This window comes from Agrobacterium sp. 22-214-1 (assembly GCF_053522465.1).
This window is the reverse complement of the sequence record NZ_JBNWCK010000002.1, coordinates 92,781-109,169: the sequence shown is the minus strand read 5'-3', so window position 1 is coordinate 109,169 and position 16,389 is coordinate 92,781. Positions and strand designations below refer to the sequence as shown.

Below are 16,389 nucleotides of genomic sequence, written 5' to 3'. Positions count from 1 at the left end.
TTTTGTTGGCCTCTCGGCCGTCTTATGAAAACAGGCTCAGTGCATCTTCACCGGTGTGCTGAAGCGGCTGGATTCGATGGCCACTGCACCGGGCTTGAAGCTCGCCGAGGTCGCGGAAGCCGACATGTCGTTGCTGAGCATGCGGTTGGCGACAACACGCGGCGCCTTTACCGAGCGTCCGGTCGTGCCCTTGTTCTGGTTAAGCGCCCAATCCGAAATCAGATCCTGCGTCAGGCGTCCACCGCCCACCATGGCCTGCTGGGAAACGGCGGCATCCTGCCTGCTCGGGCGCGAACCCTTGGTCGGCATGCCGGCGCTGAGACCGCCATTGATGGCGGGCTTCAGGTCGAAAGCATCACCGAAGCCAGCCTGCGGTTCAGCCTTGGCCGTTTCGGCGGGTGCGACGGTAACCTTGTGGTTGACGGCGGCCGGGAATGGCGCGGCTGTCGGCATGGCAGCCGACTGGACCTGCGACCGGGCGGCCTGACCGCTCTGTTCAAGAGCCGCAACCACCGTCGGCGAAAGCGTATCCTCCTGCGCCTCGGCGAGATCGTCCTCACCTTCAGGGTCGGCATTGGCCGCCGCCAGCAGGGCTTCCGCCACGGCCGGACGATTGGCGGGAACCGGAACAGAGGCGAGTTCGCCGCTCGCAGCCGGTGTCGCACCATCTGCGGACGCCGTCAGGATCGATCCTTCCGCATCACCTTTCATGCCACGCGGCCCGAGAAGTGTGGGCACAGGCACGGATACCTCAGCCAGATCGGCAAATTGCTGGCGCTCGGCCGGCGCAGAAGCCGGCGTCGGCGTGGTCGCTGCCTGCAGGGCATCCTGCGCTGCATTGCGGGCCGGCGAATAAAGCGCGGTCGCAAGGCCTGTATTGGCCGGCGGCTGGTTACCGAAGGCGGGACGAGCCGTCGGCAGCGGCGCATCGTTCACGCCGGGAAGCGCCTGTGCCGAAGCAACTGCAATGGTGGGTTCAGGCTCGGGAGCCGCCTGCTGCGGAGCCGCCGGACGGGCGACAGCCGGCCGTTCTGCGGGCTCCGGCGCTGCGATGCTATCGGGATCTTCATCCTCGTCGCCGCCACCGCCAAAGAGGGCCTGCAACAGGGTCTTGCGCTTGCCGCCGCCAGATGAGGCAGGGCCGGCACCGGCGCTGGAAGCAACCTGAATGGAGGAGGAGCTGACGCGCTTCTTGTAATCGGCAAGCGCCTGCTCATAACCGGGAAGCGGCTTGCCGTCGGAAGGAAGATGCAGCGTATTGCCGTTCGGGAAGATGCGGACGAGTTCCTGGCGGCTCATGCGCGGCCAGGCGCGAACGCCGCCGACATCCATGTGCACGAAGGGGGAGCCCGATGTCGGATAGAAACCGACGCCACCGATCTGCATCTGCATACCGATTTCACGAAGGCGGGCAAGCTTCACACCGGGGATATAAAAATCCATGGCCTTGCCGAGCATGTGCTGGCTTTTTTCCGCGACACCCTTGGTGCGCGTCCGCAGCAGACCGTTGGTCTCCGGCGAGCGGAAGGCCGAAACGACGTTGATATAGTCGGTCGCGCCGCTGCGGCGATAAACTTCCCAGACAAGATCGAAAAGGCGCGGGTCCATGCGTGTCGGCTGGTTGCGACGCCAGTCACGCAGGAACCGGTTCAGCTCCTGCAGACCTTTCTGGTCATATTTTCCATTGCGCTTGAAGGTGATGACCGCCTTCTCGCGTGTATGGATATAATACAGTTTGAGGCTGCGCGTCTCGGCGGCGGCTTCCGTCGCCGAAACACCTACGAAAGGCATTGCGGCGAGCATCAGGCAGGCAAAGGTGACAGCGCGCGCCGACAGCTTCGTGCATATATCCTTGATCAAGCCGCGCGCGATCCTGGTCGAAAGCGCGTTATTCCGATGCAGATATGGCAATTCGATCCCCGCCTGGAAGACAATTTCTGTCACATTGCCTCAAATGAACGTCAAATACGGTGACACGATGGCAAAATTGCCACACACATACAACCTTCCTCTATATAGTGAATCAGCCACTAACAAGAGGTTTATAGACGGTAAGCGGATATCCTTGCTCAGAAGTTAACGAATTTACGATCTGCCTTCGAATATGGGGTTTGTGCGCTCAGGCTGCATCTCGAAGGGGATCGTCGGGATCGATGCCATAATCCTTCAGCTTTCGGTAAAGCGTCGAACGGCCGATACCAAGCTTTCTGGCAACCTGGCTCATCTGCCCGCGATAGAAGCGCAGGGCGAAACGGATGAGCTCCTCCTCGATCTCGGCCAGTTTGCGGATATTGCCCGATTCATCCATGCTGGAGATCAGGTTTCCGCCCCGGTAAATGGTGGTGGAAATATCCGACGGCTCCTCGATGACGGCGTGGTTTTCAGCGGCCGGTGGCGGGGCCGGTGAATAGGCCGCAAGCTTCAGCGACGCTCCCGATGGTGTGCGGATGACATCGTCCGCATCGTCGCCGGTCGAAAATTCCGGCAGCTGAAGCGCGATCTGCGGAAAATCGGAATCCGACAGTTCCTCGCCCTGTGAGAGCACTACCGCACGGAAGACGGCGTTTTCGAGCTGGCGGATATTGCCCGGCCAGTCATAGGCCGTCAGCAGCGCCAGCGCGCTGGCATTGAGACCGACGGGATTGGGCAATTTCTGTTCCGCCGAAAAGCGCTCGGCGAAAACCCGCGCCAGATGGGGAATATCTTCCTTGCGGCGGCGCAGCGCCGGAATGGTGATCGGGAAGACGTTGAGGCGATAATAAAGGTCTTCGCGGAAGCGGCCTTCCTTCACCTCTTCGATGAGGTTCTTGTTGGTGGCGGAGATCAGCCGCACATTCACCTTCTGCACCCGTGCGGAGCCGACGGTTTCGATTTCGCCCTGCTGGACCGCGCGGAGCAGCTTCACCTGCACGTCCAGCGGCAGATCGCCGATTTCATCGAGGAACAGCGTGCCGCCATCCGCCTCCATGAATTTGCCGACATGTTTTTCCGTCGCGCCTGTGAAGGCTCCCTTTTCGTGGCCGAAGAGGATGCTTTCCACGAGATTATGGGGAATGGCGCCGCAATTGACGGTGATGAACGGCTTGCTCGCCCTGTCGCCGGCCGACTGGATGGCGCGGGCGACCATTTCCTTGCCCACACCGGATTCGCCTTCCAGCACCACGGGGATGCTGGACTGGGCGGCGCGCTGCGCGAGTTCGATGACCCTCAGCATTGCGGGGCTTGCGGAAACGATATCGGTAAAATTCACTGCATTGCTCCGTCCGCGCCGGCCCGTGCGGGCCTTTGCCTCTCTCCTGTCGAGCTTGAGCGCATTGGAGATGGCAGCGCCGATCCTTTCCGGCGAAACCGGCTTGACGACAAAATCGAAAGCGCCGGCGCGCATGGCCTGCACGACGGTATCGATGCCGCCCTGCCCCGTCTGGACAATGACGGGAACATCGGTGCCGAGTTCGCCGATAGCTTTGAGAAAGGTAAGCCCGTCCATTTCAGGCATCATGAGGTCGAGAACGATGACATTGATCTCGCCGCTATATTGCTTGAGCAGTTCCAGCCCCGCCTTGCCGTTTTCGGCGAGCAAGGCGAGATGCCCATAACGTTCCACCGCATTTTTGAGCAGGCGGCGCTGGACGGGATCATCGTCTATCACGAGAACATGCGCGGTCATTTTTAGCTCCGGTTTCCGGTTTATGGACCTGCTTCATGCGGTCCCTTATTCCGCACTCTCGCATGGGAGACTTGAACATCCAGTTTTGAGAATTGCTTGCATTTTATCCATTGCCGCGGGAAACAAGCTCCCCATATGCTTCGCACGCATAATCAGAAGGACACGTTCGATGACCCTCAACCGCCCTACCCCGCAACCCGTCTTCTCCCTTGCCGAAACCACCGGTCCGGCGCTTGGCGACCTGCCCGGCTGGAAGCTCTCGGACCTCTATCCGTCGGGCGATTCGCCGGAATACAAGGGCGATCTCGACAAGGCGGCGTCGATGGCGGCGGCTTTCGAGAAGAAATGGAAGGGCAAGCTTGAAGCAGCCGCGAAGGCGACGGGCGAAAACGGCATCGGTGCCGCGCTCAAGGAATATGAAGCGCTGGACGATCTCATCGGCCGCATCGGCTCCTTTGCCGGGCTCACCTATTTTTCCGATACGTCGAACCCGGCAAACGGCAAGCTCTACGGCGATGCCCAGGCGAAGCTGACGGATATTTCCTCTCACCTCCTGTTCTTCACCCTTGAGCTCAACCGCATCGATGACGCCACGATGGACGCCTGCATGGCGAATGACGCCGCGGCGGGTCACTACCGCCCATGGCTGGTGGATTTGCGCAAGGACAAGCCGCACCAGCTCGACGACCAGCTGGAACAGCTTTTCCTCGAAAAATCGATGACCAGCGCAGCGGCCTTCAACCGCCTGTTCGACGAGACGATGGCCGACCTGCGTTTCGACATTGACGGCGCGAGCCTGCCGCTGGAAGTGACGCTCAACATGCTGCAGGAACCGGAGCCGGAAACCCGAAAGAAAGCGGCTCAGGCGCTGAGCGCCACCTTCAAGGACAATCTGCGCGTCTTCACCCTCATCACCAACACGCTCGCCAAGGACAAGGATATTTCCGACCGCTGGCGCAAATTCGAGGATATTGCCGATAGCCGTCATCTCGCCAACCGCGTCGAGCGCGAGGTGGTCGATGCCTTGGCGGCGGCGGTCAAGAAGGCCTATCCGCGCCTCTCGCATCGTTATTACGCCATGAAGGCGAAATGGCTCGGCATGGAGCAGATGAATTATTGGGACCGCAACGCGCCGCTTCCCGATACGTCGAACACGATCATTCCCTGGGATGAGGCAAAGGACACCGTGCTTTCCGCCTATGGCAATTTCGCCCCCGAGATGGCCGATATTGCCCGCCGTTTCTTCGATGAAGAATGGATCGACGCGCCGGCCCGCCCCGGCAAGGCGCCCGGCGCCTTCGCGCATCCGACCGTGCCCTCGGCCCATCCCTATGTGCTGGTCAACTATCTCGGCAAACCGCGTGACGTGATGACGCTCGCCCACGAACTCGGCCACGGCGTTCATCAGGTTCTGGCCGGCGAACAGGGCGCGTTGATGTGCGCGACGCCGCTGACGCTTGCCGAAACCGCCTCCGTCTTCGGAGAAATGCTGACCTTCCGCAAGCTGCTCGACGACACGAGGGACATCCGGGAACGCAAGGCCATGCTCGCCCGCAAGGTCGAGGACATGATCAACACGGTCGTACGCCAGATCGCTTTTTATGAATTCGAGCGCAAGCTGCACACCGCCCGCAAACAGGGCGAACTGACCTCCGAGCAGATCGGCGAATTGTGGCTGTCCGTTCAGGCCGAGAGCCTTGGTCCGGCAATCCGGATTTCCGAAGGCTACGAGACATGGTGGACCTACATCCCCCATTTCATTCACTCGCCCTTTTATGTTTATGCCTATGCCTTCGGCGACTGCCTGGTGAACTCGCTCTATGCGGTTTACCAGAAGGCCGAGACGGGTTTTCAGGAGAAATATTTCGAGCTTCTGAAGGCGGGCGGCACCAAGCATCATTCGGAGCTTCTGAAACCCTTCGGCCTCGATGCGACCGATCCTTCCTTCTGGGACAAGGGGCTTTCGATGATCGAGGGGCTGATCGACGAGCTCGAAGCGCTGGATAACAAACAGGCTTAATCTCTTCTGCCGGCAGGGCTATCCTATTTCGAACAAGCTTTGCCGGTTGATATTGCCGGCAGAAGACACCGGCAACAATTCGGGCGACGAGCACAGGCAATGAAACGCAAACCCGCCGATCTGACCTTGAGGGAAACCCTGCGCTGGGAGCCGCAGACCGGCTTTCAGCGCATCGACCAGCATATGCGCCGATTGCTGCGCTCCGCCGACGCGCTCGGTTTTCGCGCGCCGGTCAATGCGGTTCAGGTGCTGGAAAAGAAGGTGGGCGGCGAAAAGCCGCTCTGCGTCAGGCTGGTCATGAACTACAAGGGCGAACTCGATATCGAAACCGCCGACTTCCAGCCCTTGCGGCAGGATGCCGTCTGGCGGGTTCGCATCGCCCGGCAGACCACGCTCGACTCCACCGACACCTTCTATCGCCACAAGTCCTCACGCCGCGAGCCCTATGATGCCGCCCGGGCCGAATTTTCAGCCGGGGAGGCCGACGAGGTGCTGCTGCTCAACGAGCGCGGCGAGTTGTGCGAGGGATCGTCGACCAGCATTTTCGTCGAAATGCCGGATGGGCAATTGCTGACGCCGCCGCTCGACAGCGGCATTCTGCCGGGTGTGCTGCGCGCCGATCTGATCCGCGAACGCAGGGCGCGCGGGCAGGCGCTGAAACCGGAAGACATCGCCGGCCGGAAACTCTTCGTCGGCAATTCGCTGCATGGGTTGATTGCGGCGGAACTCGTCTAAACAGTCACCGCCAGAAGCCGGTCGCGGCCTTTTTCCTTGGCCGCATAAAGAGCCTGATCAGCCCGCATGAAAACATCGTCGGCGCTTTCGGGTGCGCGATAGACCGTTAGCCCGGCCGAGCAGCTATAGGAAAAATCCGGGAATTCGGAGAGGGGCCTCGAAAGGCGCACCTTCTGCAGCAGCCGTTCGACGATCTCCCGGCCCTCGGTCACCGTGCTGCGCGGCAGGATGAGCATGAATTCCTCGCCGCCGATCCTGCCGAAACAATCCACCCGCCGGATGACGGAATGGGCGATGCCGACGAAATCGCGAAGCACCGCATCCCCGCATTTATGACCGAAACGGTCGTTGATCTGCTTGAAGAAATCGATATCGAGCGTGCACAGGCAAAAAGGCGTTTCCAGCCCCTTGGCAACCCGCTCCACCTGCAAAGCCAGCTTCGCGAAGACGAAGCGCCGGTTTGCCGTTCCCGTCAATTCATCCGTTTGCGAGGCGCGGACTGCGAGATCCCGGTCCTGCCGCAGCGTTCTGTAACCCTGGCGCAATTCGGTGACGTCGCTTGCAACGCACAGCATCCAGCCATCCTGCTGCACCGTTTCCGTCATCCAGAACCAGCGGCCGTCATGCATATCCATCTCAAAGGCGCGGTAAGGCAGCTTGCCGCGCCGGGACTGCGCCGACAGCAGCCATCCCTCGAAATCATTGTTGCGGACGACGACACCGGTGCGCAACCGATGGTTCAGCCGCATGATATCCGCCCAGGTCGGGAAATCGCCGGCGGCGAGCTGAAAGCTTTCCCGAAACGACGGATTGGCATGGCGCAACCGGTCCTCGGAATCGTAAAGTGCAATAAGAACGGGGGTGGCACTCTGAAGCGCTGCGACACGCTCGATAAGATTATTCAATAGGCAACTCCCCCGTGATGGCGAAAATTCCCCTGTCGTCATCCGGCCAAAGCCCCCAAGCCTTTGGACATAGAGAGGAAAGGAAGAACTTAATTATAAACGCACTATCTAAAATGCGAAGAGGCAGAATGGTGCGCGCGCCCGCCTTGCCGTCGCCATCGTCATATGTCCGTCATCCACCTGCCCTTTATTGTGGCACGCTTTTGTGATCTAGCTTACTTATTGGCTGAAAAAGGAAAATTGACGAATGACGGATAAAAACCACCCGATTTACGGCGATATTGACGGCCCCATCATCATGATCGGCTTCGGCTCCATCGGGCGCGGTACTCTTCCGTTGATCGAACGTCATTTCAATTTCGACAGGGCCCGGCTCGTTGTCATCGACCCGCGCGAAGACATCGCCGCCTTTCTGGCCGAAAGGAACATCCGCCATATCCAGACGCATCTGACCAAGGAAAATTACCGCGAGATTCTCAAGCCGCTCCTCAAGGGCGTTCAGGGCCAGGGCTTCTGCGTCAATCTCTCGGTCGATGCCGCCTCCGTCGATCTGATGCGGATCTGTCGCAAGCATGGCATGCTTTACATCGACACGGTCGTCGAACCCTGGCCCGGTTTTTATTTCGACGCCGATGCCGACAATGCGGCCAGAACCAACTATTCGCTGCGCGAAACCATGTTGAAGGAGAGGGCGCGCAAGCCAGGCGGCACGACGGCGGTTTCCACCTGCGGCGCCAATCCGGGCATGGTGTCCTGGTTCGTGAAACAGGCACTCGTCAATCTCGCCAAAGATACCGGCCTCGACATCGAGGAGCCGCAGCCGCATGACCGCGATGGCTGGGCAAAGCTGATGAAGCGGCTTGGCGTCAAGGGCGTTCACGTGGCCGAACGCGACACCCAGCGGGCGAAGGAACCCAAGCCCTTCGGCGCTTTCTGGAACACATGGTCCGTCGAAGGTTTTATCGCGGAAGGTTTTCAGCCGGCCGAACTCGGCTGGGGAACGCATGAAAACTGGATGCCGAAAAACGCAAAAAAGCAGAAAAAGGGAAGCAAGGCGGCGATCTATCTCGATCAGCCCGGCGCCAATACGCGGGTGCGGACATGGTGTCCGGGCCTTGGGCCGCAATACGGATTTCTCGTCACGCATAACGAAGCGATTTCGATTTCCGACTATTTCACCGTCCGCAACGATGATGGCGACGTGACCTATCGACCAACCTGCCATTATGCCTACCATCCCTGCAATGACGCCATTCTTTCCCTGCATGAGCTTTTCGGCAATGGCGGCACCCCTCAGCCGATCCAGCATGTGCTCGGCGAAGACGAGCTTGTCGACGGCGCCGATGAACTCGGCGTTCTTCTTTATGGCCATGACAGGAATGCCTATTGGTATGGCTCTCGGTTAAGCCTGCAGGAAGCACGCTCCCTCGCCCCCAACCAGAATGCGACCGGATTGCAGGTCAGCTCCGCTGTGCTCGCGGGCATGGTCTGGGCGATCGAAAATCCGCAGGCCGGTATCGTCGAGGCGGATGAAATGGATTACCGCCGTTGCCTTGAGGTGCAGCGCCCCTATCTCGGACCCGTCGAGGGACATTATACCGACTGGAAGCCGACCGATGGCCGCCCCGGCCTGTTTCCCGACAATATCGATACGTCCGATCCCTGGCAGTTTCGCAACATCCTCGTGCGCTGACGGGACGGAGTCTCATATTTGTCACGCCGGGGCTTTCCTGCACGACATCAGGAACCGGGGAGAGCGAACAACGTTGCCTTGAAATAAGCAACGCTTCGCGGCATGGTCGAAGCACAGAAGGTTTCATCGAATCGCAGGAGAACAGGCTCATGAACTTCAAGACAAGCGCTGCTTTGCTTTCAGCCGCCATCGCGGTGTCTTCATGCGTCGCGCCGGGTCCCTCCCAGCAGACCTCGATGGCGCCTTCGCTTGCCCGCGGCCCGGCCGTCGACGGTCGCTGGATCGACCGCAACGGCATCGTATCGACGTTCCAGAACGGCGCCTTCTCCACCCGCTCGACCGACACCAACACACTTCTGGCCTCCGGCACCTATGTGACGATTTCGCCGACGCTTTACGAAATCAACATGACCTCGCTGGTGCGCAACACGCAGTCGCGCGTTAACTGCGCCCTCGTCTCCCCGTCACAATTGAACTGCACGACGGACACGAACAGCCAGTTCTCGCTGACGCGCCAGGGCTGATAACGTCACCTTTTCAAAGAGATGATCTTCTGGAACGCACGCCTCAGGCGTGCGTTTTTGTTTATTGTGCGCCTGTCATAATTTCGCTTGCGGCGATTGCCGCTAAATGGAAACATCGCGTTTTGAAAGACTGACATGATTTCAGATTAGAAAATGAGCACGGCCGGAGGATGATCGACCGGCCCGGGCTTCCGCTTTGAACAGGAGAGAGGGACCATGAAGAAAATTTTGGGACTGGGCATGCTGAGCGTTTCGGCGATAACGCTTTCTGCCGGAGCAGCTCTGGCCGATTACGAGCTCAACATTCTTCACATCAACGATTTTCACTCCCGTATCGAATCGATCAACAAGTTCGACTCGACCTGCTCGGCGGAAGAAGAAGGCAAAAACGAATGCTTCGGCGGCGCCGCCCGTCTTCTGACCGCAATCAATCAGACCCGTGATGCCCTGAAGGCCCAAGGCAAAAATGTCCTGCTGCTCAATGCCGGCGACAATTTCCAGGGATCGCTGTTCTACACCACCTACAAGGGCACGGTGGAAGCGGAAGTGCTGAACGCCATGAAGTTCGACGCCATGACCGTCGGCAACCATGAGTTCGACGACAGCGAGGACGGGCTTGCCGGCTTCCTCGACAAGGTGCAGTTCCCCGTCGTGACCGCCAATGTGGTGGCCACCGCCGCCTCGAAAATCGGCGACCGCGTCAAGCCGTCCATCGTGCTCGAAGTCGGCGGACAGAAAATCGGCATCGTCGGCGCGGTGGCTAACGACACGGCGGAACTGGCAACGCCCGGTCCCAATATCACCATCGCCGAAGATGTCGCGAAAATCAGCGAGCAGGTGCAGAAGCTGAAGCAGGACGGCGTCGACAAGATCATCGCGCTGACCCATGTCGGCTATCCGCGCGATCTCGAATTCATCGCCAAAATCCCTGACGTCGACGTCGTGGTCGGCGGCCACACACATACGCTGCTTTCCAACACCGACCAGAAGGCCGAAGGCCCCTATCCGACCCTCGTCGACAATCCCGGCGGCTACAAGGTTCCGGTCGTTCAAGCCGGACAGTACAGCAAATATCTGGGCGACCTCAAAGTGGTCTTCGACGACAGTGGCGTGGTCAAGGAAAGCAAGGGCGATCCCATCCTGATCGACTCCTCCTTCAAGCCCGATGAAGCCACGCTGAAGCGCATCGATGAGCTGAAGGCGCCGATCGAGGCTCTGAAATCGAAGGTCGTCGGCTCCTCGGAAGGCCCGATTGAGGGAGACCGCAAGGTTTGCCGCGTGAAGGAATGCTCCATGGGCAATCTGGTGGCCGATGCGACGCTTGCGCGCGTCAAGGATCAGGGCGTGACCATCGCTTTCGCAAATAGCGGCGGCCTGCGCTCCTCCATCGATGCCGGCGATGTCTCCATGGGCGAAGTGCTGACGGTTCTGCCCTTCCAGAACACCGTCGCGACCTTCCAGCTGAAGGGCGAGGATATTCGCGCCGCCCTCGAAAACGGCGTCAGCCAGATTGACGACGGCGCTGGTCGTTTCATGCAGGTCTCCGGCCTGAAATATTCCTTCGACCGCTCGAAGCCGGCCGGCGGCCGTGTCGTTTCAGTCGAGGTCAAGGAAGGCGACGCCTTCGTACCTCTCGATCCCGCCAAGACCTATATTGTCGCGGCCAATAATTACGTGCGTACCGGCGGCGACGGCTTCAAGGTCTTTGCGACAAAGGCCATCAACGCCTATGACTTCGGCCCCAACCTCGAGGAAGCCGTTGCGGCTTATATCACCGCCAACAGCCCCTATAAGCCCTACACGGATGGCCGCATCAGCGAAGTGACGCCTGCCGGTTATGTCGCTCCGGCAAAGCCTGCGGCACCTGCCCCGGCCGCAACCGCACCTGCGCCGGCAGCCACACCGGCCCCCGCTCCCGCAGCACCTGCCGCCACAGCACCGGCCGCCACGGCTCCGGCCACGACGACGCCCGCCGCAGCCGCTGCAGCCGCCAGCAAATATGTCGTTGAAAAGGGCGACTCGCTCTGGAAGATCGCAGCGGAGAAATATGGCGACGGCGCTCTCTGGAGCAGAATTGCCAAGGCAAACACGCTGAAGCATCCGAACCACATCGAGATCGGCGAGGAGCTGGAACTGCCGGCTCAATAAGCTGGACGGGAGCAGACAGGGCAATTTGCCGCAGACAGGAAGCCGGCCCTCGGAGATCGGGGCCGGCTTCTTATTTTCCTTTTAAAAACAAATCTTTACAGATCAAATTTTGGCAAAGAACATCCTGCAGCTCCCCCCACCGCGGAAATAGCCTCCGCCGGTGGTTTAATCCTGAAAAATTTCGTCTAGAACACGTGAACAAATTGACGGCACGAGCGTATAGCTCGGGCATTGCCGGCCCAACCCCGTCGCGGTTTGCGTTCGGCACGCATAAACAGAAGATGGAGCGTTTCCGCCCTTGTCCGAAACGGAACCGCTCCTCACGCAACCAGTCCGAGTTTCAGGGTGTCATTCATGGCGACAGAACTATCCGCACTCCCCGCAAACCATCCCCGCACGGCATTTGGCAAGGTCGGCGTCCTGCTCGTCAACCTCGGCACGCCTGACGGTACGGACTATTGGCCGATGCGCCGTTATCTGGCGGAATTCCTGAGCGACAAGCGGGTAATCGAATGGTCGCGTCTCTACTGGTATCCGATCCTTTACGGCATTGTTCTCAACAAGCGCCCGCAGAAAGTCGGCAAGGCCTATGAGGAAATCTGGAACCACGAGCGAAATGAAAGCTATCTGCGCACCTATACTCGCAGTCAGGGGGAGCTGCTGGCGGAAGCGCTGAAGGACCTGCCCAATGTCGCGGTCGACTGGGGCATGCGTTACGGCCAGCCCTCCATCGCCTCGAAGATCGATGCGCTGAAGGAACAGGGTTGCGAAAAAATCCTGCTTTTCCCGCTTTATCCGCAATATGCCGCATCGACCACGGCAACCGTGAACGACAAGGCTTTCGAGCATCTGATGAAGCTGCGCTGGCAGCCCGCCATCCGCACCGTACCGCCCTATCACGACGATCCGGCCTATATCGAGGCGCTCGCCACCTCCGTCAAAAACCATCTGGCGACGCTGGACTGGGAACCGGAAATGCTGATCACCTCTTTCCACGGCATTCCGCAATCCTATTTCAAAAAGGGCGATCCCTATTATTGTCACTGCCAGAAAACCGCCCGGCTGCTGCGCGAGGCGCTGGGGCGGACAGAGAAAAATTTCATGATCACCTTCCAGTCGCGTTTCGGACCGGAAGAATGGTTGCAGCCCTATACCGACAAGACCGTGGAAAAGCTGGCGTCGGAAGGCATCAAGCGCATCGCCGTGATGAATCCCGGCTTCGTTTCTGATTGTCTTGAGACGCTGGAAGAAATCGCCGGTGAAGCGGGCGAGATTTTCCTGCATAATGGCGGAGAGAAATTTACCCATATTCCCTGCCTGAACGACAGTGCCGAGGGCATGAATGTTCTCGAAAAGGTTGTGCGGCGGGAGTTGCAAGGATGGGTGTAATCTTGCCATAACGATGCCGGGGTAAAACCCGGACGGTTCTGATCAGGAGGAAAAGTGATGATTGCATTGGGCGGTTTCGACATCGTCGTCATGGCAGCGGTGGTTCTCGTTATTCTGGTGCTGTTTGCCGGCATCAAGACCGTGCCCCAGGGGCATCGCTACACGGTTGAACGGTTCGGGCGCTATACCCGCACGCTCGAGCCGGGCCTGAACCTCATCGTGCCGTTCTTCGAAACCATCGGTTCGAAAATGAACGTGATGGAGCAGGTCCTTCATATACCGACACAGGAAGTCATCACCCGCGACAATGCCAGCGTCTCCGCCGACGCCGTCACCTTCTATCAGGTCCTCAATGCCGCGCAGGCCGCTTACCAGATCGCCAATCTGGAAATGGCCATCGAAAACCTCACCATGACCAATATCCGTTCGGTGATGGGTTCGATGGACCTCGACGAATTACTGTCGAACCGCGACGCCATCAACGATCGCCTGCTGCGCGTGGTGGACGAGGCGGTGGGACCATGGGGCATCAAGGTCACCCGCATCGAAATCAAGGACATCGCACCGCCGAAGGATCTCGTCGATTCCATGGCGCGGCAGATGAAGGCCGAGCGTGAAAAACGCGCGCAGGTGCTGGAAGCAGAAGGCGCCCGCAATGCCCAGATCCTGCGCGCGGAAGGCGCAAAGCAATCCGCCATTCTGGAGGCGGAAGGCCAGCGCGAGGCGGCATTCCGCGATGCCGAGGCGCGCGAGCGTCTGGCCGAGGCCGAAGCCAATGCCACCCGCATGGTCTCGGAAGCCATCGCCGCCGGTAATGTCCACGCCATCAACTATTTCGTCGCCCAAAAATATACCGAGGCTCTGGCGGAGATCGGCACGGCGAAGAATTCCAAGATCGTACTGATGCCGATGGAGGCTTCGGCGCTGATCGGTTCCCTTGGCGGTATCGGCACGATTGCGAAAGAGGTCTTCGGTGACAGGGGCGATGCGCCGACTGCGCCTGCCGCCTCCACAGCGCCCCGCTCCGTGCCGCCGACGCGGCCTTCCGGCCAGAGCATCAACGTCACGATCCCCGGCAATCCCTTCGGCTCTTCATCGGAGAAGTGATGATGCTGCAACGGCTTGCCACTGAGCTGGGACCATGGAGCTGGTGGATCGTCGCCTTCGTGCTTCTGGCCGCCGAACTCATCGCTCCCGGCGTATTCCTGATCTGGATCGGCCTCGCCGCGCTGGTCATCGGCGCGGTCTCGCTGCTTTTGTGGGATGCGGCATTCTGGGCCTGGCAATTGCAGCTGGTGCTGTTTGCCGCGCTTTCCGTCGTCTTCGCCCTGCTCGGCCGGAAATATTTCGACAGGAACCGGGCGGCAAGCGACGAACCCTTCCTCAACCAGCGAGAGGCAAGCCTTGTCGGCCGCACCGCGACCCTTCAGGAGCCGATTGTCGAAGGGCGTGGCCGCATCAGGCTGGACGATACCTGGTGGCCGGTCAACGGCGAAGACCTGCCGGCCGGCACCCGGGTGAGGATCGCTTCCGCACGCGGACGCACGCTGACAATCGAGCCGTTGGACCGATAGGTTTTCAGGATCAGCTTTGTCAGGATCGGCGGTGGCTTCAAGCCACGCCAATTCTCAAGAGATCGTGGAAATGCACCAGCCCGATGGGCCGGTTGTCGTCATCGATGACAATCAGCGCGCCAATGTGGAATTTTTCCAGCGTCGCCAGTGCGCTGGTCGCCAGCACCGATTTTTTGACGGTCTTCGGCGTGCGGGTCATGATATCGTCGACCGTCATTTCGGCGAGGTTGCGCGACAGGTTGCGCGCCATATCGCCCTCGGTGACGATGCCGCACAGGCGGCCATCCTCGTCCAGAATGCCGACGCAGCCGAAATGCTTGCGGGAGAGAACGCCGACCGCTTCCGTCATGGCCGTTCCCTTGTTGACCAGCGGCACACGATCGCCGGTATGCATGATATCGCTGACCAGCGTCAGGCTCGCCCCCAGCTTGCCGCCGGGATGAAATACCTTGAAATCGCCAGCGGTGAAATTGCGCGCCTCCAGAAGTGCCACGGCAAGGGCATCGCCCAGCGCAAGCTGCATCAACGTAGAGGTCGTGGGCGCAAGGCCGAGCGGGCAGGCTTCCTGCTCATTGGGAACCAGCAGCACGATGTCGGAAGCCTGTGCCAGCGATGAATTTTCCGAACAGGTGAGCGCGATCAGCGGAATGGAGAAACGGCGCGAATAATTGATGATGCTGCGTAGTTCGGCGCTTTCGCCGCCCTTGGAAATGGCCAACACCACATCATCGCCGCCGATCATGCCCAGATCGCCGTGATTGGCCTCCGCCGCATGCACAAAAAAGGCAGGCGTTCCGGTGGAGGCGAAGGTGGCGGCAAGCTTCGCGCCTATGTGGCCGCTTTTCCCGACCCCGGTAATGATGAGACGGCCATTCGACTGGCCGATGGTCTCGATCGCCTTGCAGAAAGGGTCGGAAAGACCGTTCCTCAGAGCATCCTCAAGGGCGGCAAGGCCAGCCCGCTCCATCGAAATCGTCCGCACGGCGGATTCGATGGCATTGTCTTCGACCAGTTTGACGGCGCGCGTAATCATGGCCGACTGTTACTCTTTCAGCCGGAATAAGTCCACTCTCCAGCCGACAGGCACCGGGTTTTAGTAGATGTCGCCCGAAAATGTTCGACGGTGTCGGGACAGCGACATGTCATCAATGACGGCGATCAGGCGGAGAAATCTCCTCCATCGTTCCAAGCCGCTTGAAAGGGATGTTTTCCTCGTCGACCAGATATCGCCCGAGCGTCCTTACCCATGAGACCGAGCCATCGCTGCGGCGCACGGCATATTCCTGATTATAAAAACTCGCGGCCTTCAGGGTGATCAACGCCGTTTCGATCACACGGTTTCGATGATCCAGGTCCACTTTTTCAAGCATCTGAAAAATGCTGATACCCTGCATCGCCTGCCGCAGTGGAATCCCGAAGAGTTCAGCACATACTTCGTCTAGATAGAAACGGTCATTGGTAATATCCCAACAATAAAAACCGACCTGCTTGGTGTTCAAAACGGGATTCATGAAACGACGCTGTCACACAAAATAAAATTCAATACCACTTGCTGAGCAATAGAAGATCAGCCCCTATAAACTATAGGGCGATTCCGTGCCAAATTGAAACGTTTTAATCTTCTCATATTAGGAATATTTTGCATTCTTGACCAATTTCCTCCAGTCATGGTGACGGGTGAAATCGGCCCACCGGGTCCGATGATCGGCGCCGTTGGCTTTGCGCCCCTGCCAT

At 59.4% G+C, this 16,389-nt stretch carries 13 protein-coding genes; 8 read left to right on the top strand and 5 right to left on the bottom strand.

Features of this window, described 5'->3' with window-relative positions; all coding sequences use genetic code 11:
- Nucleotides 1-36: 36 nt before the first annotated feature.
- A complete protein-coding gene (locus tag ACQZ5G_RS10235) occupies nucleotides 37-1,944 on the bottom strand; it encodes a DUF882 domain-containing protein (protein ID WP_448737752.1) in 1,908 nt (635 codons plus the stop codon).
- Nucleotides 1,945-2,119: 175 nt separating this feature from the next.
- Entirely contained in the window at nucleotides 2,120-3,667 is a 1,548-nt protein-coding gene (locus tag ACQZ5G_RS10230; protein WP_003520377.1) for a sigma-54-dependent transcriptional regulator, read from the bottom strand.
- A 169-nt stretch (nucleotides 3,668-3,836) separates the two neighbouring features.
- Here ACQZ5G_RS10230 and ACQZ5G_RS10225 point away from each other — a divergent pair, with 169 nt between their 5' ends.
- Entirely contained in the window at nucleotides 3,837-5,687 is a 1,851-nt protein-coding gene (locus tag ACQZ5G_RS10225) for a M3 family oligoendopeptidase (protein WP_448737753.1), read from the top strand.
- A 99-nt stretch (nucleotides 5,688-5,786) separates the two neighbouring features.
- Complete coding sequence (locus ACQZ5G_RS10220) at nucleotides 5,787-6,422, top strand: aminotransferase class IV family protein (RefSeq protein WP_125144961.1); 636 nt, start codon at nucleotides 5,787-5,789, stop codon at nucleotides 6,420-6,422.
- Here ACQZ5G_RS10220 and ACQZ5G_RS10215 read toward each other — a convergent pair.
- A complete protein-coding gene (locus ACQZ5G_RS10215) occupies nucleotides 6,419-7,327 on the bottom strand; it encodes a diguanylate cyclase domain-containing protein (protein ID WP_448737754.1) in 909 nt (302 codons plus the stop codon). The genes ACQZ5G_RS10220 and ACQZ5G_RS10215 overlap by 4 nt on opposite strands.
- Nucleotides 7,328-7,574: 247 nt before the next feature.
- Between ACQZ5G_RS10215 and ACQZ5G_RS10210 the strand changes: the two genes are divergently transcribed.
- From ACQZ5G_RS10210 to ACQZ5G_RS10185, 6 genes are all read left to right on the top strand, one after another.
- Nucleotides 7,575-9,020 carry a homospermidine synthase gene (locus ACQZ5G_RS10210; protein ID WP_448737755.1) on the top strand — a complete coding sequence of 482 codons (1,446 nt, stop codon included), beginning with the start codon at nucleotides 7,575-7,577 and terminating at the stop codon, nucleotides 9,018-9,020.
- Nucleotides 9,021-9,169: 149 nt separating this feature from the next.
- Nucleotides 9,170-9,544, top strand: coding sequence for an outer membrane lipoprotein Omp10 (gene omp10 / locus ACQZ5G_RS10205; protein ID WP_003497694.1), 375 nt, complete (start codon nucleotides 9,170-9,172; stop codon nucleotides 9,542-9,544).
- A gap of 216 nt (nucleotides 9,545-9,760) precedes the next feature.
- A complete protein-coding gene (locus ACQZ5G_RS10200; protein ID WP_448737756.1) occupies nucleotides 9,761-11,692 on the top strand; it encodes a 5'-nucleotidase C-terminal domain-containing protein in 1,932 nt (643 codons plus the stop codon).
- 354 nt (nucleotides 11,693-12,046) lie between these two features.
- A complete protein-coding gene (gene hemH, locus ACQZ5G_RS10195; RefSeq protein ID WP_059757715.1) occupies nucleotides 12,047-13,081 on the top strand; it encodes a ferrochelatase in 1,035 nt (344 codons plus the stop codon).
- Nucleotides 13,082-13,138: 57 nt separating this feature from the next.
- On the top strand, nucleotides 13,139-14,188 hold the full coding sequence (locus ACQZ5G_RS10190) for an SPFH domain-containing protein (protein WP_125144965.1): 1,050 nt from the start codon (nucleotides 13,139-13,141) through the stop codon (nucleotides 14,186-14,188).
- Between the two features lie 2 nt (nucleotides 14,189-14,190).
- Nucleotides 14,191-14,655: an NfeD family protein gene (locus tag ACQZ5G_RS10185; RefSeq protein WP_448737897.1), complete on the top strand. Its 465-nt coding sequence runs from the start codon at nucleotides 14,191-14,193 to the stop codon at nucleotides 14,653-14,655.
- A 37-nt stretch (nucleotides 14,656-14,692) separates the two neighbouring features.
- On the opposite strand, the gene ACQZ5G_RS10180 is transcribed toward ACQZ5G_RS10185, so the two are convergent.
- Together ACQZ5G_RS10180 and ACQZ5G_RS10175 are read right to left on the bottom strand one after the other, a co-directional pair.
- Nucleotides 14,693-15,688: a KpsF/GutQ family sugar-phosphate isomerase gene (locus ACQZ5G_RS10180; protein ID WP_448737757.1), complete on the bottom strand. Its 996-nt coding sequence runs from the start codon at nucleotides 15,686-15,688 to the stop codon at nucleotides 14,693-14,695.
- Nucleotides 15,689-15,800: 112 nt separating this feature from the next.
- Nucleotides 15,801-16,166, bottom strand: coding sequence for a PAS domain-containing protein (locus ACQZ5G_RS10175; RefSeq protein ID WP_020809352.1), 366 nt, complete (start codon nucleotides 16,164-16,166; stop codon nucleotides 15,801-15,803).
- Nucleotides 16,167-16,389: the final 223 nt, after the last annotated feature.